The 25951-nt window shown below is 52.2% G+C and carries 20 protein-coding genes; 14 read left to right on the top strand and 6 right to left on the bottom strand.

All coding sequences use genetic code 11. The features are described 5' to 3' along the window. Positions 1 to 280: 280 nt before the first annotated feature. A complete protein-coding gene (locus tag ACS5NO_RS15540; protein WP_439416009.1) occupies positions 281 to 1510 on the bottom strand; it encodes a hypothetical protein in 1230 nt (409 codons plus the stop codon). Continuing rightward, complete coding sequence (locus tag ACS5NO_RS15535) at positions 1494 to 3986, bottom strand: DUF2339 domain-containing protein (RefSeq protein WP_439416008.1); 2493 nt, start codon at positions 3984 to 3986, stop codon at positions 1494 to 1496. Before ACS5NO_RS15535 ends, ACS5NO_RS15540 begins: the two co-directional genes overlap by 17 nt. A 341-nt stretch (positions 3987 to 4327) precedes the next feature. Here ACS5NO_RS15535 and ACS5NO_RS15530 point away from each other — a divergent pair, with 341 nt between their 5' ends. The 3 genes from ACS5NO_RS15530 (at position 4328) to ACS5NO_RS15520 (ending at position 9192) form a co-directional block, all read left to right on the top strand. Next, entirely contained in the window at positions 4328 to 4735 is a 408-nt protein-coding gene (locus ACS5NO_RS15530; protein ID WP_439416007.1) for a hypothetical protein, read from the top strand. Positions 4736 to 4852: 117 nt separating this feature from the next. Beyond that, positions 4853 to 5989, top strand: coding sequence for a helix-turn-helix domain-containing protein (locus tag ACS5NO_RS15525; RefSeq protein ID WP_439416006.1), 1137 nt, complete (start codon positions 4853 to 4855; stop codon positions 5987 to 5989). A 299-nt stretch (positions 5990 to 6288) separates the two neighbouring features. Next, positions 6289 to 9192 (top strand): M1 family metallopeptidase, encoded by a 2904-nt coding sequence (locus ACS5NO_RS15520; protein ID WP_439416005.1) that lies wholly within the window; start codon positions 6289 to 6291, stop codon positions 9190 to 9192. A gap of 78 nt (positions 9193 to 9270) precedes the next feature. Here the strand turns inward: ACS5NO_RS15520 and ACS5NO_RS15515 are convergent, their stop codons facing one another. Continuing rightward, a complete protein-coding gene (locus ACS5NO_RS15515) occupies positions 9271 to 9984 on the bottom strand; it encodes a hypothetical protein (protein WP_439416004.1) in 714 nt (237 codons plus the stop codon). 133 nt (positions 9985 to 10117) lie between these two features. On the opposite strand from ACS5NO_RS15515, the gene nfi reads away from it, so the two are divergent. Further along, positions 10118 to 10822 (top strand): deoxyribonuclease V, encoded by a 705-nt coding sequence (gene nfi / locus ACS5NO_RS15510; RefSeq protein ID WP_439416003.1) that lies wholly within the window; start codon positions 10118 to 10120, stop codon positions 10820 to 10822. A gap of 215 nt (positions 10823 to 11037) precedes the next feature. Further along, a complete protein-coding gene (locus tag ACS5NO_RS15505) occupies positions 11038 to 11928 on the top strand; it encodes a manganese catalase family protein (protein WP_439416002.1) in 891 nt (296 codons plus the stop codon). 102 nt (positions 11929 to 12030) lie between these two features. Here ACS5NO_RS15505 and ACS5NO_RS15500 read toward each other — a convergent pair whose 3' ends face one another. Further along, the gene (locus tag ACS5NO_RS15500; protein ID WP_439416001.1) at positions 12031 to 12210 is read right to left on the bottom strand and encodes a hypothetical protein; all 180 of its coding nucleotides are present in this window, start codon (positions 12208 to 12210) and stop codon (positions 12031 to 12033) included. Positions 12211 to 12681: 471 nt separating this feature from the next. Here ACS5NO_RS15500 and ACS5NO_RS15495 point away from each other — a divergent pair, with 471 nt between their 5' ends. The 5 genes from ACS5NO_RS15495 (at position 12682) to ACS5NO_RS15475 (ending at position 17961) form a co-directional block, all read left to right on the top strand. After that, positions 12682 to 13728: a sensor histidine kinase gene (locus tag ACS5NO_RS15495; protein ID WP_150880088.1), complete on the top strand. Its 1047-nt coding sequence runs from the start codon at positions 12682 to 12684 to the stop codon at positions 13726 to 13728. After that, a complete protein-coding gene (locus ACS5NO_RS15490; RefSeq protein ID WP_439416000.1) occupies positions 13709 to 14512 on the top strand; it encodes a LytR/AlgR family response regulator transcription factor in 804 nt (267 codons plus the stop codon). The genes ACS5NO_RS15495 and ACS5NO_RS15490 overlap by 20 nt, the downstream gene beginning before the upstream one ends. 104 nt (positions 14513 to 14616) lie before the next feature. Continuing rightward, positions 14617 to 16065, top strand: coding sequence for a S41 family peptidase (locus ACS5NO_RS15485; protein ID WP_439415999.1), 1449 nt, complete (start codon positions 14617 to 14619; stop codon positions 16063 to 16065). A gap of 23 nt (positions 16066 to 16088) precedes the next feature. After that, a complete protein-coding gene (locus ACS5NO_RS15480; RefSeq protein WP_439415998.1) occupies positions 16089 to 16904 on the top strand; it encodes a hypothetical protein in 816 nt (271 codons plus the stop codon). Between the two features lie 25 nt (positions 16905 to 16929). Next, positions 16930 to 17961, top strand: coding sequence for a S41 family peptidase (locus tag ACS5NO_RS15475; protein ID WP_439415997.1), 1032 nt, complete (start codon positions 16930 to 16932; stop codon positions 17959 to 17961). Between the two features lie 103 nt (positions 17962 to 18064). Here ACS5NO_RS15475 and cydB read toward each other — a convergent pair whose 3' ends face one another. Beyond that, the gene (gene cydB, locus ACS5NO_RS15470) at positions 18065 to 19099 is read right to left on the bottom strand and encodes a cytochrome d ubiquinol oxidase subunit II (RefSeq protein ID WP_439415996.1); all 1035 of its coding nucleotides are present in this window, start codon (positions 19097 to 19099) and stop codon (positions 18065 to 18067) included. 95 nt (positions 19100 to 19194) lie between these two features. Then, entirely contained in the window at positions 19195 to 20565 is a 1371-nt protein-coding gene (locus ACS5NO_RS15465; protein WP_439415995.1) for a cytochrome ubiquinol oxidase subunit I, read from the bottom strand. A 222-nt stretch (positions 20566 to 20787) separates the two neighbouring features. On the opposite strand from ACS5NO_RS15465, the gene ACS5NO_RS15460 reads away from it, so the two are divergent. From ACS5NO_RS15460 to ACS5NO_RS15445, 4 genes are all read left to right on the top strand, one after another. After that, positions 20788 to 21552, top strand: a complete 765-nt coding sequence (locus ACS5NO_RS15460) for a creatininase family protein (RefSeq protein ID WP_439415994.1) — start codon at positions 20788 to 20790, stop codon at positions 21550 to 21552. Between the two features lie 248 nt (positions 21553 to 21800). Next, entirely contained in the window at positions 21801 to 23558 is a 1758-nt protein-coding gene (locus ACS5NO_RS15455; protein WP_439415993.1) for a hypothetical protein, read from the top strand. Between the two features lie 6 nt (positions 23559 to 23564). After that, a complete protein-coding gene (locus ACS5NO_RS15450; protein WP_439415992.1) occupies positions 23565 to 23903 on the top strand; it encodes a tRNA-binding protein in 339 nt (112 codons plus the stop codon). Between the two features lie 11 nt (positions 23904 to 23914). Beyond that, positions 23915 to 25918 (top strand): plastocyanin/azurin family copper-binding protein, encoded by a 2004-nt coding sequence (locus ACS5NO_RS15445; protein WP_439415991.1) that lies wholly within the window; start codon positions 23915 to 23917, stop codon positions 25916 to 25918. The last annotated feature ends 33 nt before the right edge of the window (positions 25919 to 25951 follow it).

The raw sequence follows: 25951 nt of genomic DNA, 5'->3' as shown, positions 1-25951 counted from the left end.
ATTGCAAGGCTATAAAATTTAGCGGTTTTTTCAAAATTATTTCTGATATTTTCTAATTAAAACACCAAAATTGGCTAAAAAAGGAAAATTAGGAAAGGGGTTTCCGAAGTAACTTCCGGTTCTGGTAACGTAAAAACCTTTCAATAATTCAATATTATTGAATTATTGAAAGGTTTTTACTTAGAATCTGTGTAAAGCAGCTCGCAGGGCAAGAGGTGGATAACCCCGGATGCAATCCGGGGACGGAGGGATGGAGAGTCTGAATTGGTCTGGAAACCGGCTAACGGTTTTTCAGATCTGTTACCATTTGGTAGGAGAAATAGCTGAGAAAAGCTACAACCAGCCCAATCGCCAGCCAGATGAGCCAGTTGTTTTCTGTAAAAAAAGAGTTGGAGACAACTTGTACTTCTACAAGCGGACCAATGTGACTCGTCTGAATTACAGGGAGATTTGCCGGTATTTTATCTTTGAAAAACACCAGATCATATGCTGGAGCGCCCACCGTGGGGTTGGAAAAAGCCAGGTGATAGGATTCGCCCGGTTTTAGTTTGGCGAGTAAATAGGTGGTTAACTGCTGGGCCTTGATGCTACCCAGCGTCAGCGGAACATTATTCTGATTTTCAATGATCAGGAACAGGTCGCTCGTGGGTTGGTTCGGTAGCAGGACGGTATGCAGACTGTCCATCGAGTTGAGTTCGAAACTCCTCAAGGTTTCGAAAAAACGGTGCCGGCGATTCCTCTTCTGCTTTTGAATCCGGAACTGCCCCAACTTCGCGCTTCGGCGGTATTGGTCTGGCGATTGGACTGAAATAATCAGTTTGTCCGGGCGCGATGGCGTCGGGAAAGTGATGTGGACGTAACTTTTGTGATCGCTGCTGTCGCGTTGCGTAAAAGAAATACCGGGAATGTCGGAATAATTACCCGCTTCGGAGGTCGTAGTGTAATACCCGACTTTGAGAATATTCAGCGGGGCGCTGAGCGAGTCGTTGATTTCCAGTTGGTAATATTCGTAATCGCTCAGTGGAAAACCGAGGATTTTGGCCTCCGACGTCGCCTGGCTGTTGGAAACCGGTTCGAGTAAATAATCATCCTCAATACCGTACCACGTTTTGCCGTCGTTGCTGCCACTCAGCCGGGCTTTTTTGCGGAGGTTCGTATTTTTCAGGATCAGGCCCAGGGAATTGATCGGCGTTTTATTGCCATTCCGCAGCACCAATTGGGTCGATACCGAAGTGGTGGTTTTACCAACCAGCTCATATTCCCTAAATTGAACGTGTTCGCCGGGTTGTTTTTGCGTCAGCAGATACGGTATTTCCCGGTTTTGGTCATCGTACAGCCGAATGTCGGTTTTAGCGGCATTCAGTCGCCCAACCACGGCGGGGGGCAACAGAATCCGGTAATAACCGGGTTGCGTCACCGGAGGAATCCCCGCCCGGAAGTCAAAGGATTGCGTCCGGCCTATTCCCCAGATCAATACAAAAACCGTTGTCAGGCTAAGCAGTCGGTTCATGCGTCGCATTGGCGTCGTCGATGAGGATTAACTTTCTGATTTTCTGGTACATGAACGAAATGACCAGCAACAGCACGCCCAGCGAAATAAAGGCCGCAATTTTTCCGCCTTCCGAAATGCCCTCGATGTCGTAAATAAACAACTTCAGGATGGTCAGGGCAAACAGGCTGAGCGACAGAATCCGGAGCTGGCGGTTTTTGCGATTCAATCCAATCCACATGAACACGAAGGCGCAGACGCCCCAGAGAATCGGCAGGCCGACTTTATTGGTCTGAATCAGCAGTTCATCGAAACGCACCAGCGCCGGCTGGCCTGCCAAACCACCGGTTTTTGATCCTGCAAAACTGAAATAAATGACGTGCGCGAACAATTCCGAGGTGGCCAGATACACGATGACGTAGCCGATAAACCAGGGCCAGATTCGCAGCAGAACCGGCGGCAGGGGCGTCAGTTGGGCTTTGTTGCGGTCGATGAGCCACAGAATCGCGATGGTAAAAAGCAGACTGACATAATGGACCGGGAAGCCAATCAGGCTTGGTTCGTCGCCTAAAAAATAATCGTTCAGCAACGTCATCGTCGCCGGGCTGTAGGTCGACAGGTAGGCGATGATGCCGAGGAGGCCGAGACCGACGGCGATCCAGAGCGATCCGCGTTTGCCGGAACGCTGGGCATTGAACAGCAAACCGGCCCCGAAAAACAGGTTGTAGCAACCGAGCAAAATGGTCTGGTTGGGACCAAACCCGATCCGTAGTGCCGACTGATAATCCAGTTCGAACAACCCACTCAGGTAGAGCACCACGACCGTGATGAACCGCAGAAACCGGCGGTAGCTTTCCACCTCCAGTTGACCAATCCAGAACCGGAAAGGCTCGGTCTGTGTGTTCAATAACCGGTTGACACCAAGGAGACCAACGATGGCAACCAGGCTGGTAATGAAGGCTTTGTTAAGAAGAACGGGCAGGGGCGAGGGCAAAATACCTCCGTACAAATCTGCCCAGTCCATGCCCAGACTCACGAGCATCAGGCCCAAAACCAGCACCGAAGCGGTTGAAACCAGTGTCAGGCCGGATTTTTGGGCTAACCACAACAGCAAGACGGCTTCCAGCGCCCAGAACATCGTAATGAAATTGCCATCGAGCTGCACCGGAATCGCCAGACTCACGAACGTTATCACGAGACCGATCAACAGGTAAATCAGCGTGCGGTCCACGGCCTCCCGGCGATAGAGGAAAACCGCCAGCCCAAAGTTGACGACCGCCAGCGCTACCGTGAACAAACCCTGGTAGTTCTGATGGCCGCTATTGAGCAGAATCACCATCCCGGCTGCGAAGAAGAAAGCTGTACTGCTCAGCAACAAACTAATTTCCACAGCCGAAAACCGGGCTTTTTCTTTCAGATTGTTGATCAGATTCATCGCCATGAAGACGACGTAAAACAAGGCTGCGAAAATGAAGGCCCCTTGATAATGCGGTTTGTTTTCGAGAATGCTGTCGGACAGCCAGGCCCCGAAGAGCAGAACTGTGAACCCGTAGGCGACGATGTGCACCAGATTCCATTTCTTGAAATAGGCCAGCACCAGCATGCCCACGTCCAGAATCAGAATGTAGGTCAATAAAACCACGTAGTTGCCCTCGCCGGAACTGACCATAAACGGGGTGGCAAAACCGCCGACCAGCGACACGACGGCCAGTTCGACGCGGTCGTAGGAAATGGCTAGCAGAATGGAAAAACCGGTGATGACGACCATCAGCACAAAAGCCGTCGTCTGGTTGAAAATGTGGTAATCGTGGAAGGCAATGGCAATGGTGAAGTACAGAACCGCTAAACCGCCCCCGACCAGTACGGAACTGAAGGCCCCGAACGATTTCCGCAAACGGTGGGCAATGCCGATGAGGGCTCCACCCGCCAGCACACCGATGAAGACCCGCCCAATCTCGTTAATCCACTCCTGATCGATGGCGTATTTGACAAAGTAGCCGATGCCCAACACCAGAATGCCGATCCCGATTTTGTTGATGAGGTTTTCGCCAATGAATTTTTCCAGATCGGGATTGTCGCGCAGAAAACGTTGAAAAAACGATAGCTGCGGTTCGGCCGGAACCGGTGGGGGTGGAGGTAGAACCGGAAGGGGTGACTCGCTGATGTCCTTGGGAATCGGCGGAGGAAGGGTGCTTTCGATCCGAAATGCCGGTTGTTCGACCACGGGCGCTGGTTCCGGTGTCGGTATGGGCTCGGGCCGAATCGTTACGGGAGGAGCCAGGGGTTCCACGACGTCAATCACCGCCCCCCGTTCGTCCAGCATCGTGGGTTTCACCGGCTGGTCAGTTGAGCCAACGACGTTCTGAAAAGCTTTGAAATCGGCGCGCAATTGATTGATCTCATCGCTTTGCCGCAAAATCAGTTGCTTGACGTCCGCAAACCGGCTGAAGGCAACCAGGATGAGAACAATGACAATAACCAGTAAGAACGCTTCCATAGGGTGGTTTCGGTGGAGCTTATGTCGTCGTAATCAGTTTTTTAGGCAGTTGAGCGCAGGGTAAAAAGCGATTCCAATATACGCGAAGTGATCGCCCTTGACAAACCTTTGCAACCTAAAGTTGGGGGATGTCGGCCGCAACCGCCAGCGGCATCTGGTAAGTGGTCGGGTTTCGGAAACAACTCCCGTCCACGGGGTACATTTCACAGGATGCTCATCGGTGAAACCGCCCGGCTGATCGGGAAAAACCGGCTCCCGGTCGAATGGGCAAAAAGCGGGTTAAACGCAGCCCCCGATTGGGCTTCTAACCTTCAGTAACGAACAAATAAACAATCACGAACATGAAAAAGACCATCATTGCCCTCGCAACTGTAGCCCTTTTAAGTACCGGCGTTTCAATGGCTCAACGCACATACAACCCCAGCGCAAACCGCAATCAGGCCCCGTATAGCAACACCAACCCCGGCTCGCGTTACGACGATGTGAAGGAAGACATCAAGATCGACCGGCTGGACGCCATCGTCAACTTGTCGCGGAAACAGGAAAAAGAACTGAAACGCATCGAAGATCGCTACGATAGCCGCGAGAATATCAGCCTGCAACGTCGCAATCCGAAGATGTACCAACGTCTGCAGGCCCAAAAGCAGAATGAAATGCTGGATGTCCTGAACAAATCGCAGCTTCAAAAATGGATTGCCTTTCAACAATCCAACCGATCCAATCGTGGTCCGGTATATGGCCGTCGTTAACCGCCCTGATTACGATCTCAAACCCGCCTTCTGCCAGGAGAAGGCGGGTTTTATTTTTTGTGAGAAAAGTCGGTTCGGGAACCTTGAGCGGTGCCAATCTTTTCGGTAATTTGCCATATGACTATACCTCCACTGGATTTAATTCTTTTGCTGGGTACGGCGCAGGGTTTCATCCTGGCGGCTTTGTTGTGGTTTAACCGCAAAGGCATCCGGCTCGCGAACCGCTTGCTGGCGGTTTTGGTGGGCTTGCTGGCATCGGCCAGTCTGGCGGTTGGAATTCCGATTATGAACCCGTGGATCAATCTGTTTATCGATTTCGTTCCGCTGATCATAATCATGCCGCTGGGGCCGCTGATGTTTTTTTATACCCGTTCGTTGCTGGACCCCGACTTTCGGCTGGGCAAACGCGAATGGCAGCATTTCTGGCCGGTTATTATCGACTTTGGGAGCAAATTGATGGCCTGGATTTTCCTGTTCGGCTTGCTGTTCGGTTTTTTTGAACACAGCGACAACCGGAAGGTGGGCTCCCTGATGGATGACTACGATAAGTACGCTGACATTCCGCGCTGGATTGCAGTGACTCTTTATGGCCTGCTGTCCTACCGCTGGCTGGCCCGGTTTCAAAAAACGAATGTCGACCTGACGGCGCAACAGCGGGCGAGCGTGCGCTGGCTGCGGCAGTTTCTGATGGTTTTTGCGGCCTTTCAAACGATCTGGTTTATTCACCTGATTCCGTATATTCTTCCCCAAACCAGTAATGCCCTGCTGGATGCGTTTGGCTGGTATCCACTCTATATTCCCATTGCGGTGATGATCTACTGGCTGGGATTGGGCGGGTATTTCCACGCCCGTCATACGGTTTTGCCCGAACCCATTCGGAAAACCAGCCCGGCGATTTTGCCGGACGAACTGGTTTTTGAAACGACAAACGGTTTGGTCAAAGCGATGGAAACCGATCAACTCTATCTCGACCCGGAACTGACTGTCGAGAAAGTCGGGCGGCATTTGCGGCTGCCGGCCAAAACGGTTTCAGCAGTTTTGAATCAACACCTCGGCAAGAGTTTCAACACATTTGTCAATGAATACCGGGTGGAGGACGTCAAACGGCGGCTGAATGATTCGGCCAGTGCCAACCTGACACTGACCGGCATTGCCTTCGAATGCGGTTTCAATTCCCAGGCCACGTTCCAGCGGACGTTCAAACAAATGACCGGTTTTGCTCCGAAAGAATATTTGAACCGGCAGGCGGTGTAAAGACAAAATACCCCGAAGGAGTAGGATCATTAGCCGGATGAATGACTGTACCCAGCGACTACAAAACACCCTGAAAGGGTGGGATCATCAGCCGGGGGCGCTGTATGAACCTACCCTTTCAGGGTGTTTTGTAGTCGCTGGGTACGGTCATTCGGCACCCACGGCTTTACCGCGGGTTAATGATTTCACCCTTTCAGGGTGGTGTATACGGCCTGTTCGAGGAATATTACCTCTCAAATCCGGATTTGAGCAGACCGAACCTTGGCTTTTGGCTTGTTTTGATGCAAACAACAAGCCAAATGACCTATTCAGCAAATTTCCTCCTGCCATTCCTTTTTACCCTCTTGACATCAATTGCCAATGCACAGTCCGATTTTCTGACACTTTCCGGGAAAGTCATCAATCAGGAGACCGGCGAACCCATTCCGTTTGCGGGGATTTCGGTGGTGGGACGGAGCATCGGGACGGTCTCCAACGTAGTGGGTGCCTTTCTGTTGAAGGTGCCGAACGAGTTTGAAAGGGACAGTCTGAAAGTTTCCAGTGTAGGCTATCAATCCTTTACGCAACCGATTATACTGGCAAAAAACCAAAATCTGGTCATCCGGTTAAAAACCGCTGCCATTACGCTGGACGAAGTGCGGGTGCAGACCCGGCGGAAAACCGCTGTCGATATGCTGCGGGAAGCCATTGCCGCTATTCCGCGTAATTATGACACCACCTCGGTGCAGATGACGGCTTTTTACCGGGAAGACGCCCGGTTTGACAACGAGCCGATGACGTTCAATGAAGCCGTATTGTCAGTCTACAAAGCGGCTTATAACCAGTCGGATCTGAAAGATCAGATGAAGTTGCTAAAAGGCCGCAAGAAGAATTACAAACTAACCAAGTACAACCTGCCGCCGATTATCAACCTGAGCAACGGCGCGCGAAATTCGCTGATGGCCGATTTCATCAAGCAGCCCATTCACAAGAACAGCATTCTCAACGAGCGGAATTTCAAAAATTACGATTTCAGACTGAGTACGCTGATGGCCGACCGGACGACCTATGTCATTGAAATCCGGCCGGGGAAACCGAAGCGGAAATCGTATGCTACGGGCAAATTTTACATCGATGCCGAGACGATGGCGTTTGTTCGCTCCGAACTGCAGATCAGCCAGGCTGGGCTTGACAAGGAAAACCGCAACGACTGGCTGATGAAAAAAATAGCCTCCATCGTGTATAAACAGAATTTTAAGCTCTCTGATTTTAAGGAAGTTATTACGTATACAAAGCATGGGAGCACCTGGCACCTGAACAATGTGGAACGACGCTATGAAGCCCGCATCAACAGCCCATCCCGGAAAATCGTCGATAAAATCTGGAAAGTAGCGACCAGTTTTACGGTCACGGACGTGGTGGCAAAAGGCCTTCAGCCATTTGCTGAAGGCGACATTGCCGATAACCGCAACTCGATGAACACGCTGATCGGCGAACAGAACGACCCGAATTTCTGGGAAAACTACAACATTCAAAAGGCGGTTTCGGCCGATTCGGTTTTGGAGCAAACGCCGGTTTCGAGCGCGTTGAAAAACCGGGTTGGAAACCGGCTGAACGGTTTTACCCGGGCCGACACCCTGCGCGGCAAACTCACGCCTTTGCGCAGTAATTATGACGTGACGTTCTACGATCTGGCAGTCAAAGTAGATCTTGAAAACAAGGCGATTAGCGGCAAAAACCGGATGCGGTTCAAGGTTTTGAATCCGCTGGACAAACTACAGATAGACCTATATGCCAATATGGCGATTCACGGGATTTCGTACGCTGGAAAACCGCTGGCCTACACCCGAGAATTCGATGCGGTTTTTGTGCAGTTTCCCGAACAGCTCAAGGCGGGCAGCGAGCCGGAACTGGAAATCGCGTATTCTGGCACACCGCAGGTTCCGGATTGGTCGGTGCCGATGATGGGCGGTTTTTTGTGGGATAAAGATCAGACAGGTCATCCGTGGGTGCAGGTGGTTTGTCAGGGGTCGGGTGCCAGTTTGTGGTGGCCCAACAAAGACCACCTCTCCGACGAACCCGACAGCATGCGCATCAGCGTGACCGTGCCGGACGGTTTGATGAACATTTCCAACGGTCGGCTGTTGCGAAAAACCGCCTTGCCGGACCACTGGACGAATTATGAGTGGTATGTAAGTTATCCGATCAACAACTACAACGTAACGCTGAACATCGGAAAATATGCCCACCGGCGCGAAACTTACGGCCCGGATTCGCTGACACTGGATTACTATTGCATGCCCTACAACCAGGAGAAATTCCGCTGGGTTTTCGACGGGGTTAAACCGATGTTGGCGACGCTGGAGAAACACTACGGCCCGTATCCGTTTCCGCGCGACGGATTTACGTTGATGGAATCGCTCTATCCGATGGAGCACCAGAGTGCGGTTTCGTTTGGGAAATTGCCCGCTGAACGCGCCGATTCGCTGACTTTGGGGGATTCCTTGCGAATTATGCAATTGGCCTGGCATGAAGTTTCGCACGAGTGGTGGGGCAACAACGTCAGTTGCCGCGATCTGGCCGATATGTGGATTCACGAAGCATTTGCCACCTATTCGGAGGGGTTTTACCTGGACTTGGCGGTTCCGGAAGATGGGGAGTTGGGCTACATCGCATCGCTGTCACCGCAGGTCATTGGTAAAGAGCCGATTATCGGCGTTCGGGATGTGAACCACATTCACTACGACATTGGTGATATGTATTCCAAAGGCAGCCTGATGTTGTATACCTTTCGGCACATGCTCAACAACGACCGGCTTTGGGCTGAGATCCTGAAAGGCATCCAGCAACGGTTTCGGTTTCAAACCGTGACGACAAAGGATATTGTCGGGTATATCAACGAAAAAACCGGGACAGATTACACCTGGTTTTTTGATCAGTACCTGAAGTATACGACGATTCCAACGCTGGAAGTTCAATTGATGGAAAAGACGCAGGATTTAGTCGTGAAGTATCGCTGGAGAGCCGACGTACCCAATTTCCGGATGCCCATTCGGGTGACAAAAACCGAAAACCACTACGATTTCATCACGCCCACGACCATCTGGCAAACGATGACACTCCCCAACCTGACCGCCGATGACTTTGAAGTCGACGAAACCCGGTTTTACGTAAAAGTGGTAGAAGTGGAACCTGATCACCCTGTCAGCGGTCGCAGACCCTGACAGCGGTGAAAGGATTCGATCATCACCACCCTGTCAGAGTCTGCGACCGCTGACAGGGTGAGGGACACTGACAGGGTGTCATTTTACGACAAACTCCGAATCTTTGACGCCGTCGTTGATTTTGACTTTATCAACCGTCATCTGCATCTGAAACTGACCATTTCCCTGAACCATCGTGGTTGGGTATTTCAGTCCTTTAAAGTCTTTGTAGTCAAGGTATTGGGTGACTTGTTGCATTTCTCCGCGCGGTGACTTCTGGATCGATTCCGCCTGGGTTTTCAGACCGGAAGCTACGTCATAGTAATCCGTCCACAAAACCGTTCCGTCGGCAGCCGAATGCTTGACTTTGTAGGCCTCTTTTCCGCCCACTTTCTGGGTTCCTTCCACGGTGCTTTTTACGCCTGATTCAGCAAAATGCAGTTCTGGACAGAGCGCGCTCTGGATAATGATTGGCTGGGCGTCTTTGCCTTCCAGTACCTGACCATTTCCGCGCATTCCGCCCATCGCGACTTTGGTGCCGTCGCTGGTCATCTTGAAAACTTCCATACCACCGGCAATCATCACCCGGGAAAACTTGTTGGGCGCTTTTTGTTTGAATGTGATTACCATCGGATTGCCCTGCATTTCCGTCGATAACTCAACGACGAGGTTGTCGATTTTGGATAGGAAATCCTTTCCACCCACGGCTGTCAGATATTTCGCAATAATTTCATCGGCTGTGGGCGTGGTTTGTGCAGTGGCCCAAAAGGAGAGAGCAGGCAGCAGGAGGAAAGTAAGAATTACTTTTTTCATGATTTCAGGAAGAAGGTTTGGCGTCAAAACTAACGGAAAAAAGCAGATAGTCAAGCAGAAATACCAGTACCGATGTGGACTTTAAACTTCGGATAGGGAATCAGAGTTAGGGATACGCAACAAAACCAAATTCATGGCTACCTACCAACTTCTCCACGACTGGACCGTACCCCCCGCCGAAGCCGTCGCCCTGCAACAGCAACTGCGGCACGAAATCCGGATTCAACCGCTCAGTAAACCCGTGGAAACGATTGCCGGTTGTGATATTTCTTTCAACAAATTCGAGGAGACGGTGTATGCTGGTATTGTCGTGTTGCGACTGGATACGCTGGAAGTGGTTGAAGAAGTGGGCGTGATCAGTTCGGCCACGTTTCCCTACATTCCCGGATTGCTGTCGTTTCGGGAAATACCGTCGCTGCTCGAAGCCTGGTCGAAACTGAAAACGGAGCCCGATGTCGTGATGTTCGATGGACAGGGCATTGCCCATCCGCGTCGGATTGGTATTGCCTCGCACGGCGGCTTGTTTCTCAACCGCCCCACGTTTGGCTGTGCGAAGTCGGTTCTGGTTGGCCGATACGACGAACCCGCCCCGGAGCGGGGCGCGTGGTCGCCGATGAAACACTACGGCGAAACCATCGGGGCGGCTTTGCGAACCAAAAACAAGGTAAATCCGGTCTACGTGTCGCCCGGTCATCTAATCGATCTGGAAACCGCCATGGCGCTGACGTTGCAGTGTGACGGCGCCCGCCGGGGCTATGGCTACCGGATTCCCGAACCCACCCGCCTGACGCACAACCTCGTCAACGCCCTGCGACGCGGGGAGCGCCATCCGGACTGACAATCAGTGGTCTTCGTAAACGGTTTCTGGTGTCCGCTGCCGGGCCGTTGGATAACAACCCGGATGGCGGTTTTGCAAAAAGGTCTTCTGCTTAGCGAGTTAGCGGATAGCGGTTTTTTTAGAAAATGAAAAGAACAACCATCGGGCAGGGGGGCTGTTGGAATAGAGTACACAAGTTATTCTCACTCTAATTCGCTCCAGTTATGATTTTGAAAATGGATCGGTTGCCAATTGAGCTACCTACACCCAGTAATCCGTCGCCGAATGATGCGGCTGCGGTTCAGGAACTCCTCGGTGGAAAATTTGGGGAAATGTCGACCCTGATGAATTACACCTATCAATCCTTTAATTTCAGAGGCCGCAAGAAAATCCGTCCGTTCTACGATGTCATCAGCAGCATCGCGGGCGAAGAATACGGTCATATTGAAGTCGTCGCCTATACCGTCAACCTGCTTTTGACGGGGGCAAGCAAACGGGGTTTCGACCCCACCACGGCGCCCCTGGCCGACGCGGTCAATGCCCGCAATACCCACCATTTTATTGCCAGCGGTCAGGCCGCCCTGCCGATGGATTCGATGGGTCATTTCTGGACGGGCGACAATGTGTTCAGCAGCGGTAATCTGAAGCTGGATTTGTTGCACAATTTCTTTCTGGAATGCGGGGCTCGTGCCAATAAAATGCGGGTATACGAGATGGTAAGCGACCCAACGGCGCGGACCATGATCGGCTATCTGCTGGTGCGGGGCGGTTTACACGTGGTGGCCTATGCCAAAGCGCTCGAAAAACTGACGGGGGTGGAAGTAACCAAGCTGCTGCCGATTCCGAACCTGAGCAACAACGCCTTTCCGGAAGCGAAGAAGTTTATGGAAAATAAACTGCACCTGAAACTATATACGTTTAGCAAGGAAGATTACCAAACTGCCGGGCTGATCTGGAACGGAACGCACCCCGACGATGGGCAGGAAGTGGAGGTTGTATTCGGAAGTCCCGAAGGGTTTCCGGCACCTGACCTGGAAGCAGAACCCCAACTCAACGCACCCGGTGACGACGAAATTGATCCGGAAATGTTCGCCGATATGGCAAAAAAAATGGGGATCAAATTGTAAGAAAACCTGTCATTCACCGAAAAACGCCCGATTGTTCACTGGAACGATCGGGCGTTTTTCGGTGAATGGTTTTCTGCCGGATCGGAAAACCGGATTACAACCCTATTTTTGCTGCTGATCTTCTTGCTTGGCCAGGCGCTCAGATAGTACATTTTTGAGCTTTTTGACATCACGATCTAATTGAGCAGTCTTCAAGGCGATTTTAGTAAGAAGATCATTCGCCCGATCAACATCCGAATAAGCAATTTCAATTTGTTTCGTCTTTTCCTGAGGATTCATCATAATCGGTATTTGTTATGCGTTCCAGCATGAATCGGCAGTGTGAAATATCTATTTCTATTTCTTCCAATTCACGGTGATACCGTTTAATGCTATTTTTAAGGCGGACTTGGCTTGCAATGATCTCATTGTAAATATAACTCTCAAAATCACTTTTTTCTCTCGTCAGATACAGAAATCTCTGTATCTCATAAAGGGCCAGTTCGACTTGCAATACCAAACCAATTAGTTCCAGTTGTTCGGCTTCAAGATGCAGTAACCAACTTGTATAATACGCCTTTGAATTCGACATATCTCTAAACGACATCTGGCATGGTAGTTAGACGTTGATCCTTTCAAATCGTCACCAAAAAGTTAGGTAAATACTGCATGTTTCATTTTAGATCTGCAATTCCAACACCCAAGCGTCTCTTTCCGACACTTCAGCAACCCTGCCTTTCGGTTCAGCGGCTTTTATAGCATCTTTACCAAACGATGGAAAAACTGAACGACAAATGGTTGCGCCTGCTCGGCATCCTGGTGGTGGCGGTGGTTGCTACGTTTGTTTTTTATTTGCCCGACAATGGGCCCGAGGACATCACCTGGTTCCATGGACTGTTCATTAGCCTGATTGAGTGGACGGTTTTGCTCGAAGTGAACCGGCAAGGAATCCTGCTCGCCCGCCGGAAATTTCCGCGGCTGAACCAGACCCGGAACCGGATTCTGCTGGAACTGAGCTGGTTCGTAGGGGCCACGATTATTCAGCGGGTGACGGTGACGTATATCTACGACGTGACCCAATTCTGGGGCTATCCCTTGCCGGGCGGAACCTACTGGGTGACGACCCTCGTCTCGTTTTTATTCACCCTGCCCATTGCCGCCATCTACGAGGGGCAACACCTCTATCGCCAGTGGTGGACAACCTATTATGAAGCCGAGCAACTCAAAAAAGAAAACCTGCAAAGCCAGCTCGATTCGCTCAAGGCGCAGATCAACCCGCATTTTCTGTTCAATAGCCTCAGTACGCTCTCGTCGCTGGTGACCGAAGATGCCAAACAGGCCGAGCGGTTTATTGAAGAACTGGCGTCGGTGTATCGCTACGTGCTGCACACCAACGAGCAACTGCTGACGAGCTTAGACCACGAATTAACCTTTGTCCGGGCGTATTTCAACTTGCTTCAAATGCGCTTTGGACGCAGTGTGGAGCTTGAAATAACCGTCGATGAACGGTATGAGGATTTTCTGGTGCCACCGCTGACGCTGCAACTGCTGGTGGAGAACGCCGTGAAGCACAACGTCGCCTTGCCCACCAAACCGCTGCTCATCCGGATTTATACGGATGAGGCTCATAATCTGTTTGTGGTCAATAGCTTACAAAAAAAACAGAATGTAATTCCCTCGAACCGTACCGGACTGTCAAACATAACGGCCAAATACCGGCTCCTGAAACAACCCGAAGTGGTGGTCCGGCAAACCGGGGACTGTTTTCAGGTGATGATTCCTTTGATTGAAGTGACTGCATATGACTATTCTCATCGTTGAAGACGAAGAAGCAACGGCCCGGAAACTCCGTCGGCTGGTGCAGGAAGTGGAACCCGACGCGATCATTGCCGGTATCACAGTTAGTGTAGACGAGTCGGTGGAGTGGCTGCAAACCCACCCCAAACCGGATCTGATCCTGATGGATATTGAGCTGGCCGACGGCCAGAGTTTCGAAATCTTTAACCGGGTGTCGGTCACGAGTCCGGTTATTTTTGTGACGGCCTACGACGAATACGCCATTAAAGCCTTCAAAGTCAACAGCATCGATTACCTGCTGAAACCCGTCAAGGAAGACGAACTGCGGAGCGCCCTGACGAAACTGCGCAGGATGAAAGAAGCTTTTCTCGAACAGCCTGACGGCCTGAAAACCTCGCTGGCGACGCTGCTGCGGAAGTTGGCAGCCTCGTCGTCTACGGAAGAGCCGCCCGCGTCGGCCGAACCCGTGTATCGCGACCGGTTTTTGGTCAAGCAGGGACAACGGCTTTTTTCGGTTCCCCTGTCGGATGTAGCGTACCTGTTTACCCGCAATAAATTGTCGTTCCTCAAAACCCGCGACGAACACGAATGGATGATCGATTATACGATGGACGAGCTCTCGACCCTGCTCGATCCCAACCGGTTTTTTCGGCTGAACCGCCAGGTCATTGCCGAACTGCGGGCCATCGACAAAGTGAATCTCTATTTTAACGGAAAACTCAAAGTGAGCCTGCGCCCGGTTTTTGAAGAGGAAGTGATCGTCAGCCGGGAAAAAGCCGGAGAGTTCCGGATTTGGTTAGGGGAGTGAAATCCGACGTTTCGGAGGCAAAACTCAACAATTCGGTGGACACAGCGTTGGGTCAGCGGCTTTTTTCAGGCAGTTTTGTGTCGCTAAAACGAACAACAAATACGATGAAAACCAGCCTGTTACTGATTTTGTTTTTCCTGATTCAATGTTCAGTGGCGACGGCCCAAACGCTTACGCCGGAACAACTACGCACCGACTTTATCCGCTTCCGGACGGCCTTAAATGAAGCCCATCCGGCCCCGTACCAATATACGTCCAAAGCCATGTTCGACTCCCTTTTTACGGCTACGGAAGCTCAGCTAAATCGTCCGATGACGCAGCAGGCGTTTTACAAAACGATGGTTCCTCTGCTGGTGGCGCTGAAAGATGGTCACGTCAAATGGATTCCGGCGGGTCAGGATGAACACTATCCGTTTCATACCGATAAGTTGTTTCCGCTGAAACTGTACGTGGTGGAAAACAGAGCCTGGGTGGTGGGAAGTTACGGAACCGAAACCGTCCCGAACGGGGTTGAACTCACCCGGATCAATGGGAAATCCGTTGCGGACATTATTCAGGAACTGTTGCCCAACATGACCTTTGCGGATGGCCATACCGTCAACGGGAAATACGAAGACCTGAATCAGTTTTTTGCCGGTTATTATGCTACGTTTATTGCATCGCCGGATATTCACGAGGTTCGGTATCGGGCTGGAAATGAGGAAAAAACGGCATTACTTTCATCCGTAACACTTGAGCAAATCAAAGCATACAACGAAAAATACAAACCCGCCAGACAGCGGCCTTTCCGTCTGATTTTTACTGATAACCAGACCACGGCGGTGATGACCATCGAGCGGTTTTGGGACGACAAAAAAGAGCAGGACTACCGGGAGTTTCTGAAAGAATCGTTCCGGGAAATGAAAGAAAAGCAGGTGCAAAATCTGGTGCTCGATTTGCGAAACAACGAAGGCGGAGAAGAGAAATACGGCGTTAATCTGTACCGATACCTGGCCGAAAAACCGTTCCGCTATTACGATCACATCCGCGTTCGGCAAAAGAAAAGCTACTCGTTTCCGGCCTGGACGCCAGCGATTTACCGGAAATTCAAGTGGCTCGTCGTCCGAAAGCGGGGCGATGGGTATGTCTTTACCAAACAGCCCGGTCTGAAAGTTCAGAAGCCGAAGCGCGATGCTTTTCACGGCAAGCTGCTGGTACTGGTCAATGGCTTAAGCTTTTCGGTAACCACGGAGTTGGCGGCTCGGATGCACGCCGACAAACGAGCGGTTTTTGTCGGACAGGAAACCGGGGGCGGCTACGCGGGAGATAACAGCGGAATTTTTACCGTCACCCAACTCCCAAATTCCAAAATCGATCTCGGCATCGGTATGTTCGGCTACCGCATGGCGAACTTGCCGAACGACCTCAAACCAGGACAGGGAATCATCCCGGATCACACCGTTGTGCCGACCATCGATGATGTGTTAACGAACAACGACCGGGCGATGAAACAGGCACTTCAACTCATTCAGAATACGCCCGCACCAGCCACCAGGAGCAGCAGTTCCCATTAATTTACAACAAATACGACCGATTTATGAAAACCGTTTTTTCGACAGTTCTGCTGTCGCTCGGGGGACTTGTTGCCGTTGCGCAACCGTTCCAAACCGTTTCTGAACTGCAAATTGGCTACGTTCGGGAAAAATTTACCCTGCGTGATTTGCAGGCATCGCCGATGCGTTACGTGGCCAATCTGAACGGGGGACGGCTGGCCTACACCCGGCAAACGGCTAAAAATCAATGGCGGTTTGGTCTGCAAGCCGGTTTCGCCGATTTCATTTCACCTAAACTGGGGATTCGCGGGATCAAATTTTCGCCGGAACAGGAGCAACCCATGTATCTGGTGCCAACCCTCTACCGCGGAACCCTTGACCTGGAATACCGGCGTTTGATTCACCAGACGGCCAACCGAACCACCCGGCTTGGTGTCGGTCTGCACGATACATTTGGCTACGCAGACGGGTTGGCGTTGAACACCTGGGTGATGAATACAGCGGCTGTCAGCGCGCTTTATCAGACGCAGCTACGGCTTGGGAAGAAAAATGCGTTTAACGTCAACGTCTCGCTGCCGGTGTTGGCGGCTGTTAGCCGGATGCCCTACAGCAACGTCGTTTCAAAGCCGAACAGTTCGGACACCAAGACCTTTTTCAGCGGAACGCAACTCGCTGCGTTCAACCGGTTTTTGAATCCGCAAGTGGGTATTGGTTACCGCTTCGATGCCACGCCCCGCATCGCTTTACGGGCCGATTATCGCTACAGTTGGATGCGCTACACCGAACCGCGCGTCATTCAGACGGTCGCTCACGCAGCTTCAGTATCCCTGGTTTATAAATTTCAATACCAATTCCGGTAAACAACACCATTATTAAGTTACTATCATGAGAATCAAGCCTTTAAAGTACTTTTTGCTGGGCATTTCGGCCCTGTTGCTGGTTTCCTGCAACGACTTGGCGGTTGGCCCCGAACCGGCCAACACCCCCGAATCCAATTTCGATGTACTCTGGCAGGAATTTGACCGGATGTATGGCCTGTTTGACGTTCAGAAAATAGATTGGAACACGATGAAGCAGAAATACCGTTCTCAGGTAAAACCGGGGATGTCGGACGACCAGCTTTTTGACCTTTTGTCGGCGATGCTGGGCGAGTTGAACAACGGTCACCTCTGGCTACTGAAACAAGGCCCGAACTACCGGCGCTACGATAGCGGCCCGACGTATCCGCTGGACGAATTCAGCATCGACGTGGTGAAAAAATACGTCCAGGACGTGAAGGAAGTCCGGGCGGAAGATGGGGTCAAGGTGCTATACGGAAAGCTGGCTGGGAATGTTGGGTACATTCTCTTTACTGATCTGGGACTGGCTCCGGATTTCTACGACCAGGCTCTGGATGATGCGCTGGCGGCTCTGACTGATACGAAAGGACTGGTGGTGGACGCCCGAAATGTTCCCGGTGGCCTCGACCGTTCAAGCCAGCGGATCGCCGGTCGGTTTGCTTCGGAACGGAAACTTTTCATGACCACCCGGTTTCGCAACGGCCCCAAACACAGCGATTTCACGGCCCCCACCGAGTGGTATGTGGAGCCGGGCGGCAAAAGTCAGTATACGAAACCCGTTGTGCTGCTGACGAACCGGATCACCCAAAGCGCGGGCGAAACGTTGACACTGGCCATGAATCAAAACCGCAACGTTACGCAACTGGGCGACAAGACGTACGGCGTTTTCTCCGACAATCCGAAGCGGGAACTGCCAAATGGCTGGATTTACAGCGTCACACCGGGCGACTTCCGGGCGGCTGATGGCAAAAACTACGAGGGCATCGGAATTGCACCCAAAATCACGGTTGTCAATACCAAAGAAGACCTTGCCGCCGGGAAAGACAAGGTGATGGAAGCGGCTTTGGGGCGGTTTTAAGTTGTTACACAGAGTTGATCAGAGAACATCAGAGTCACACAGAGTTTATTTTTCTCCGATCAACTCTGATTTCCTCTGATCAACTCTGTGTAACAACTCAAAATCAATAACTCGTATCCTCCAATTTCACTTTCCCCCGAAACGTCCAGAAAACGAAAACCGTATAAGTCAGCACGAGGGGCATGCCGATGACGGCAAAAAGCAGCATTGTCCGCAAAGAACTGTCCGTCGAAGCGGCTTCGTAGATGCTGATGTTACCCCGCACGTCGTAGTTGGACAGTACCAGATTGGGATACAAACCGGATGCAAACAGCACCAGCAGCAGAGCCGTCGTGACGGCCGACGAAATGAATCCCCGCAAATACCGCCGTTTTTCGATCATCCGGCGCATGTTCAACACAATCAGCACCGCACTGACCGGCAAGGCGAACAAAATGGGGTATTTGTGAAAAATGGCGGCCATGTGCGGTACGTAAATAAGCGTAGCCATGGACGCCGTGATGAAGCAGAGAATGAAAAATTTACTGGTCTGGTTGATCAGAATCGTCATTTTGGCGTACAGCCGGTCTTCGGTTTTCATGGCGAGATACATCGCCCCGTGTAGCATGAACAACGACAAAACCGTCACCGAAATCAGCAGGGCATAGGGGTTGAAGAAGTCCCGCAAGCGTCCGACAAACTGGTAGTCTTTGTCGAGCGGGATGCCCTGAATCAGGTTGCCCAGAATCAGCCCGAACAGCAGGGCGATGGTGCTGCTCGACAGACAATAGCACACATCCCACAGCGCGCGCCACCATTTCATTTCTTCCTTGCTCCGAAACTCAATCGAAATGGCGCGGAAAATAATGGCGACCAGCAGCAGGATAAACGGCAGGTAAAAAACCGACAGGAGTGTTCCATACACCAGCGGAAAGGCCGCAAACAGCGCGCCCGCGCCAATCACAAGCCAGACTTCGTTGCCATCCCAAACCGGACCGATGGCGTTCAGGGCAATCCGTCGGCTTTGCTCTTTCCGAAAAAACAGGTGCAAGGCCCCCGCACCTAGATCGAAACCGTCGAGAATACCGTACCCGCTGATGAGCGCACCGATCAGCAAAAACCACCAGGTGGGAAGGTCGAGACCGAGGATAGTGTCCATAAGCAATGAGTGAATGAGCGAATGAGTGATTGAGTGAATAGAGTGCTAAGCATCCGGCAGATTATTCACTCATTCTATCATTCACTCATTCAAAATTAAATAGGTGATGGGTTGAGTTTCGAGGTTGGTGTTTCTTGGTCTTCCGGGCTGATGTCAGGGCCGTGCTGAATTTTTTTGTTCAAAAGGTAAATGAATAAAACGAACAGGATGACGTATACCAAGGTGAACAGGATGAGGGAAATCAGGACGTGCTCGGCTTTGACGGCCTGCGAAAGCGCGTCGGAGGTTCGGAGCAGACCATAAACCACCCACGGCTGCCGGCCGACTTCGGCGGTGTACCAGCCCACCTGGTTGGCGATCTGGGGCAGCAAAACCGAGCCGACGAAAACGCCCATCAGCCAGCGGTTCTGGAATAGTTTTTTTCGATAAAGCAGAAAAATCGCCAGCCAGCACAACCCGATCAACGTCATGCCGATGGCGACCATCAGGTGATAGGTCTGGAACACAAAGTTGATGGCTCCCGGGCGGTTTTCGGGTTTGAAACTGTTCAGGCCGGGAATGGGCTTTTTGAAATCCTGGTGAACCAGAAACGACAAACCGCCGGGTATTTTCAGACCCGTCACGGTTTGTTTTTTGGCATCAACCCAGCCTAGGAGGTACATGTCGGCAGGGGCGGTTTCAAAATGCCCTTCGACCGCGGCCAGTTTCGCGGGCTGGTATTTCGTAATCACTTCCGCCGATTTGTGACCCGTAAACAGTTGCCCCAGCGACGACACGGCGGCTACCCACAACGCAATGGTGAAGGCTTTTTGGGAGTGTACCACGTACTTGCGTTTCAGAATATACCATGCACTAACGCTCAGCACCAGAAACGACCCGGCCAGAAAAGCACCGATCAGAACGTGCGAATACCGTTCGATGGACGACGGATTGAAAACCATCTCCCAGAAGTCGGTCACTACGGCGCGGGCTTTCAGGCCTTCGCCTTCAATGCGGTAGCCCGTCGGCGTTTGCTGCCACGAGTTGGCGACTACAATCCAGAGTGCGGAAAACATGGAGCCCAGGGCCACCAAAACCGTCGACAGAAAGTGAACCCGCGGGCTGACGCGGTTCCAGCCAAAAATCAGAATGCCCAAAAAGGCGGATTCGAGGGCAAAGGCAAAAATGCCCTCGGCGGCCAGGGCACTGCCAAAAATGTCGCCGACATAACGGGAGTAAACCGCCCAGTTGGTGCCGAATTCGAACTCCATCACAATGCCGGTGGCAACACCGATGCCAAAAATGAGGGCGAAAATCCGGACCCAAAACCGGGTCAGTTCTTCATACACCTTGTCTTTGGTCTTTAAATATAGCCCTTCCATGAAAACCAGGCACACGCCAAGGCCGATGCTCAGGGGCGGATAAATGTAATGGAAAGCAATCGTGAAGGCGAACTGGATGCGGGAAAGAATTTCAACATGGTCCATAGCCGGTGGAGATGGGAATGGGGGCAAGTTACTACGGAACGGGACACGAAATAATGGTTTTGAACAAGATTTTCGAGTGTGTGATAAAAAGAGTTATTTCGCAGAGTTAAGCGGAGGAAATCAGAGTTAAGCAGAGTTTTTTTATTTTTTCCCTCTGATAAACTCTGATTTCCTCCGCTTAACTCTGCGAAATAACTCGTCTGTGAAATAACCCCTTAAAATATGCGTCCCTACATTCTTGCTGAAGCCAACTGGAAACACATTCACGACCAACCGATCGACCTGGTCATTCTGCCGTGGGGGGCTACGGAAGCCCACAACTACCACTTGCCGTATGCGACGGACGTGATTGAAGCCGACACGATTGCGGCTGAGTCGGCACGGCTGGCGTGGGAGCAGGGCGCGAAAGTGATGGTGTTGCCCACCATTCCGTTTGGGGTCAACACCGGTCAGACCGATATTTTACTCGATATCAACCTGTATCCGAGCACCCAGAAAGCGATTCTGAACGACATCATCGAAGTGCTGAACCGACAGGGAATTCACAAGCTCCTGATTCTGAACAGCCACGGCGGGAATGATTTCAAAACCATGCTGCGCGAACTGGGCGTTCAGTATCCCAACATGTTTCTGAGCACCTGTTCGTGGTTCAATGCCCTCGATAAATCGAAGTATTTCGATGAACCCAACGGCGACCATGCCGACGAAATGGAGACGAGTCTGTTGCTGCACCTCCGCCCGGATCTGGTCTTGCCGCTGGATGAAGCAGGCGACGGTGCGGCCAAAAAATGGAAGGTTCAGGCGCTGCGCGAAGGTTGGGCATGGGCGGAACGCAAATGGTCGCAGGTGACGGAAGACACCGGGATTGGCAATCCGAAACAGGCCACGGCGGAAAAAGGGAAACGGTATTTTGAGGACGTCATCCAAAAACTGAGCGGTTTTCTGGTCGAACTGGCGAACCTTGACGTGAAGGCGTTATACGAGTGACGGGGTGACTCTGTCCCGCAATCAACGGAATGAGTCACGTATTGGGAAACGTTCTTTTTTCATGGAAATAAGGGATTTAAGGTCTGCGGAAGGAATTGCTGAATATCCAATCGGAATACACTATTTTTGCTTCCCAACCCGTTGCCAGACTGGACTGTTCAAGTTTGGTTTAGGGTAAAAAAGACGTTACTTTCCCTTTTGCAATGTAAGCAGTCAATTGCTTTAACCACTGAAACTTTACCTATTCGATGAATCCCATTCTACGATGGTTCAACCGTGGAACCGCCCTCCTGCTGCTGGCAGGAACGCTACCGGTTTGGGCCCAATCCGTTGACGAATCCCTGACGCTGCTTCCCACCGACCGATTATCGGCTGTGCCTGCCAACTGGAAACCGGCGGCTTCCATTCTGGTAAATCCCCTCCGACCGGATCAGAAGACGAAGGCCGGAACGGGTGTTCTGGTCGGAACGCCCGGTCAGCCGCTCACCTTGCTGACCAATGCCAACGACGTTCGGCTGGTGATGGACGTGATGCTTTCGCCGGGTGCGGAGGCCACCCTGTCGTTTGGCGGCACGGGCATTCACCTGGCCGACCATTGGGGAAAACCGGAAGTCAACACCACAACCTTTGGTGCCATTGAAGGCAGCACCCTATTGCCTTTACAGAATGCCGGAAAAGCGCCGGGTTTGTGGCAGCAGCTTGAAATTCTGCTTCAGGGCGAAGGCAAAGGCCCGGCCACGCTGGAAAAAATGACGATCAACGGCACACTGGTTCAGGAAAGTCTGGTGTTGCCGAAGGCCACCGGCGGAAAACCCGGCACGGTGAGTTTGAACGTTACAAACGGTACGGTGGCGGTTCGGAATATTGGTTATCAGCTAATTACGGATCGTCCGGTGGCAAAGCTGACCAACATTCGCTACAAACTATACGAGAACAAAACGGAAACGGTTTCGCAGGCCGAGCTAGCCAATCTGAAACTGGTCAAGGAAGATACGGTTTCGGCCCTGACCTACGAAGTTTCCTACGGTCAGCCGCGCTGGCACGGTATTGTTTACACGGGTGATCTGGTGGTCGACAAAACCGGCCCCTACACCATCGCCTTGCAGCAGGGCGGTTTTGCTTCCCTGCAAATCGACGGCAAGGAAATTATTGCCAACAAGCGGCTTGATCTGGGCTACATGAACACGGCCAAAATCAACCTGACGGCGGGGAAACATCCCTTCACGCTGTTTTTCGGCCGCTCGTGGCCCCGGCCGGGTCTGGGCTTTTTCATCTCGGCTCCCGACACCAAGTTTCAGGCGCTGCACCCCCGGGCCTCGCTGCCCGAACCCGATCCTGTTGGCGAAATTGCGGTGGAACCCGGCACCAAACCTGCGGTGATCCGTTCCTTCGTCAATTTTGGTTCCAAAAAGAAAACCCATTGCCTCTCCGTAGGCAGCCCGTCGGGGCTGAACTACACCGTTGATCTGAACCAGGGCGCGTTGTTGCAGGTCTGGCGCGGGCAGTTTGCCGACGTAACCGACATGTGGTATGAACGCGGAGAACCGCAATTGCTGAAACCGCTGGGAACGGTAGCGGTTTTGTCGGCACAAAGCCCGCTGGCGCTGATGGCCAATGCCAACCAGTACTGGCCCGATAGTTTGTCCGACAACGAGTGGAAATACACCGGCTTGTCAATGGATAAACAGGGTAATCCCATTCCCCGGTATCGTATGCGGGATCTGGACGTCACCGATGCGGTTTTGCCCGATGCTGATGGCAAATCCATCACACGGACGCTGAGCGTGAAAGGGCCGGACAACGAGTCGCTCTACTGCCGGCTGGCGGTTGGGGCGTCGCTGGACGAAGTGGCGAAGGGGTTGTATTCGGTCGATGGAAAATATTACATCCGGATCGATCCGAAGCTTAAACCGACGATGCGAACCAGTTCCGGGCGGCAGGAATTGCTGATGCCGGTTCCCATGAAGGGCGGTTCGGCAACGGTTCAGTATTCGCTCTTGTGGTGATTCGTTATGGAAAACCGCATCACCTGGGCCGACTTCGAAAAGGTGGAGATCGTAACCGGAACCATCGTGGCCGCTGACGCCTTTCCGGAAGCCCGAAAACCGGCCTACAAACTCACCATTGACTTCGGCGCAAAAGGCATCAAACGCTCCTCTGCGCAGTTAACCCAATTGTATAAAGCCGAGGATTTGCCTGGTATGCAGGTCGTTGCGGTCATCAACTTTCCGCCCAAACAGATCGCGACCTTCAAAAGTGAATGCCTGGTTTTGGGTGCCATTGGCCCCGACGGGGAAGTGACTTTACTGCAAACCGAACGCAAAACTGAAAACGGCTCCCGAATTGCCTAGTTATAAAGATCATGAAAAACAGACTCTCGTTTCTCTTTCTCGCTCTATTTATTTCCTCGTTCGCCGTGGCCCAGCGCCCGTTGACGGAAGACGATTATTACCGGCTTATCACCATTCCCATGCCCGAAGGGGTGCAACTGGAAGTGGGTGGCATGGCCGTGCTGCCCGACGGTCGGCTGGGCGTTTCGACGCGCCGGGGCGAAGTCTGGTTCATCAGCAATCCGTATATGAAAGGCAGCCGCCAGCCACAGTTCAAACGGTTTGCCTATGGCCTGCACGAACCGCTCGGACTGGCGTATCACAAGGGTGCCATTTACGCCACACAACGCGGTGAACTCACCAAAATGATCGATACGGATGGCGACGATGAAGCCAACGAATACCAGTCGATTGTGAAGTGGCCATTGTCCGGCAACTATCACGAATATTCGTACGGGCCGGTTTTTCTGCCGGATGGCGATATGCTCATTACGCTCAACCTCGGCTGGATTGGAAAGGGAGCCAGCCTGGCCAAATGGCGGGGATGGATGCTGAAAGTCAATGAAAAAGGCGAGATAAAACCGTTTGCCACCGGCTTGCGGTCGCCTTCCAGCTACCGGGCCTTGCGCGATGGCAGCATTTTTTACACCGAAAACCAGGGCGACTGGGTGGGTTCAGGCCGGATGACGCACCTCGAACTGGGCGATTTTGCCGGGAACCCCGAGGGGCTGAAGTGGACCTCCGAACCGAATTCTCCGCTGAAATTGAAGCTGGAAGATGTGCCGAGTACGGGAAAACCGATGCACGAAATGGTGAAGTCGATTCCGCATCTGAAAGAACCGGCAATCTGGTTTCCACACACGATGATGGGGATTTCAACCTCCGATATTCTGGAAGACACCACCGCCAACCGGTTTGGTCCGTTCGACGGGCAGTTGTTCGTGGGCGATCAGGGCCACAGCAAGGTGATGCGGGTTTTTCTGGAAAAAGTGGATGGGAAGTACCAGGGAGCCTGTTTTCCGTTCCGGTCGGGTTTTCAGTCCGGCATTTTGCGGATGGCCTGGGGGCTCGACGGTTCCATGTTTGTGGGGCAAACCAGCCGGGGCTGGTCGGCCACCGGCAAAGATCCGTTTGGGGTTCAGCGGCTGGTGTGGACGGGCCTGACGCCGTTTGAAATGAAAGCGATCCGCTCGATGCCCGACGGTTTTGAGGTGGAATTCACACAGCCGGTCGACAAAAAAACCGCCGAAGATCTGGCTTCCTACAGCCTGAGCAGCTTTACCTATAAGTACCACAAAATCTACGGCAGCCCGGTTGAAGATCCGCGGCCCGTGCCCATCCGGGGCGTTGTGGTGTCGGACAATGGCCTGAAAGTGCGGATTGTGGCCGACACGCTCCTGCGCGAAGGGTATGTTCATGAGGTGAAAGCCGAGGGCATCAGGTCGGACAAAGGGCTGGCGTTGCTGCACAATACCGGATATTATACCCTCAATCACATTGCGCCCGGAACGAAGCTGACCATTGCCGCCCCCGCCAAACACAACCACGCCGATATGGCGATGGCTTCCACTAAAACCACACCGGCGGTTGCAGGGGGGAAAGGAAAACCGGCGGCTGCGAGTGCCAAACGCGTGACCGAACAACCCGCCGACTGGACCAACGGCCCTGATCAGGTGATTACGATTGGCACGGTGCCGGGTCTGAAATTTGACAAGACGCAGGTCGAAGTGAAAGCGGGTAGCCGCATCCGGTGGGTGTTCAACAACAACGACGACATGCTGCACAATTGCGTGATTGTAAAACCGGCCACGGCCAACGCCGTCGGCGATGCGGCTTTGAAACTGAACCTGAACGGTTCCCGGATGCAGTATGTCCCGGTATCGCCAAACGTGTTGTTTCATACCAACCTGATGCAACCCGAAAGCTCGGAATCACTCTACTTTGTAGCGCCGGCCACACCCGGCGACTACCAGTTCGTCTGCACCTTTCCCGGACATGCAGCACTCATGCAGGGTGTGATGAAAGTGGTGAAATAAGTAGAAGAATTTTAAGTATTTTTGTGAATAGGT

Source organism: Larkinella fluvii (assembly GCF_051857545.1).
Taxonomy (GTDB): domain Bacteria; phylum Bacteroidota; class Bacteroidia; order Cytophagales; family Spirosomataceae; genus Larkinella.
The sequence above is the reverse complement of the archived record's forward strand: the minus strand, read 5'-3'. Positions and strand labels throughout refer to the sequence as shown.

What these genes read in the sequence shown, in the direction of transcription:
- ACS5NO_RS15460 (WP_439415994.1), top strand. Translation starts at nt 20,788, where the DNA reads ATGCGTCCCTACATTCTTGCTGAAGCCAACTGGAAACACATTCACGAC.
- ACS5NO_RS15455 (WP_439415993.1), top strand. Translation starts at nt 21,801, where the DNA reads ATGAATCCCATTCTACGATGGTTCAACCGTGGAACCGCCCTCCTGCTG.
- ACS5NO_RS15495 (WP_150880088.1), top strand. Translation starts at nt 12,682, where the DNA reads ATGGAAAAACTGAACGACAAATGGTTGCGCCTGCTCGGCATCCTGGTG.
- ACS5NO_RS15485 (WP_439415999.1), top strand. Translation starts at nt 14,617, where the DNA reads ATGAAAACCAGCCTGTTACTGATTTTGTTTTTCCTGATTCAATGTTCA.
- ACS5NO_RS15465 (WP_439415995.1), bottom strand. Translation starts at nt 20,565, where the DNA reads ATGGACCATGTTGAAATTCTTTCCCGCATCCAGTTCGCCTTCACGATT.
- ACS5NO_RS15480 (WP_439415998.1), top strand. Translation starts at nt 16,089, where the DNA reads ATGAAAACCGTTTTTTCGACAGTTCTGCTGTCGCTCGGGGGACTTGTT.
- ACS5NO_RS15490 (WP_439416000.1), top strand. Translation starts at nt 13,709, where the DNA reads ATGACTATTCTCATCGTTGAAGACGAAGAAGCAACGGCCCGGAAACTC.
- ACS5NO_RS15530 (WP_439416007.1), top strand. Translation starts at nt 4,328, where the DNA reads ATGAAAAAGACCATCATTGCCCTCGCAACTGTAGCCCTTTTAAGTACC.
- ACS5NO_RS15525 (WP_439416006.1), top strand. Translation starts at nt 4,853, where the DNA reads ATGACTATACCTCCACTGGATTTAATTCTTTTGCTGGGTACGGCGCAG.
- ACS5NO_RS15520 (WP_439416005.1), top strand. Translation starts at nt 6,289, where the DNA reads ATGACCTATTCAGCAAATTTCCTCCTGCCATTCCTTTTTACCCTCTTG.
- ACS5NO_RS15505 (WP_439416002.1), top strand. Translation starts at nt 11,038, where the DNA reads ATGGATCGGTTGCCAATTGAGCTACCTACACCCAGTAATCCGTCGCCG.
- ACS5NO_RS15515 (WP_439416004.1), bottom strand. Translation starts at nt 9,984, where the DNA reads ATGAAAAAAGTAATTCTTACTTTCCTCCTGCTGCCTGCTCTCTCCTTT.
- ACS5NO_RS15445 (WP_439415991.1), top strand. Translation starts at nt 23,915, where the DNA reads ATGAAAAACAGACTCTCGTTTCTCTTTCTCGCTCTATTTATTTCCTCG.
- ACS5NO_RS15535 (WP_439416008.1), bottom strand. Translation starts at nt 3,986, where the DNA reads ATGGAAGCGTTCTTACTGGTTATTGTCATTGTTCTCATCCTGGTTGCC.
- ACS5NO_RS15500 (WP_439416001.1), bottom strand. Translation starts at nt 12,210, where the DNA reads ATGATGAATCCTCAGGAAAAGACGAAACAAATTGAAATTGCTTATTCG.
- nfi (WP_439416003.1), top strand. Translation starts at nt 10,118, where the DNA reads ATGGCTACCTACCAACTTCTCCACGACTGGACCGTACCCCCCGCCGAA.
- ACS5NO_RS15540 (WP_439416009.1), bottom strand. Translation starts at nt 1,510, where the DNA reads ATGAACCGACTGCTTAGCCTGACAACGGTTTTTGTATTGATCTGGGGA.
- ACS5NO_RS15450 (WP_439415992.1), top strand. Translation starts at nt 23,565, where the DNA reads ATGGAAAACCGCATCACCTGGGCCGACTTCGAAAAGGTGGAGATCGTA.
- ACS5NO_RS15475 (WP_439415997.1), top strand. Translation starts at nt 16,930, where the DNA reads ATGAGAATCAAGCCTTTAAAGTACTTTTTGCTGGGCATTTCGGCCCTG.
- cydB (WP_439415996.1), bottom strand. Translation starts at nt 19,099, where the DNA reads ATGGACACTATCCTCGGTCTCGACCTTCCCACCTGGTGGTTTTTGCTG.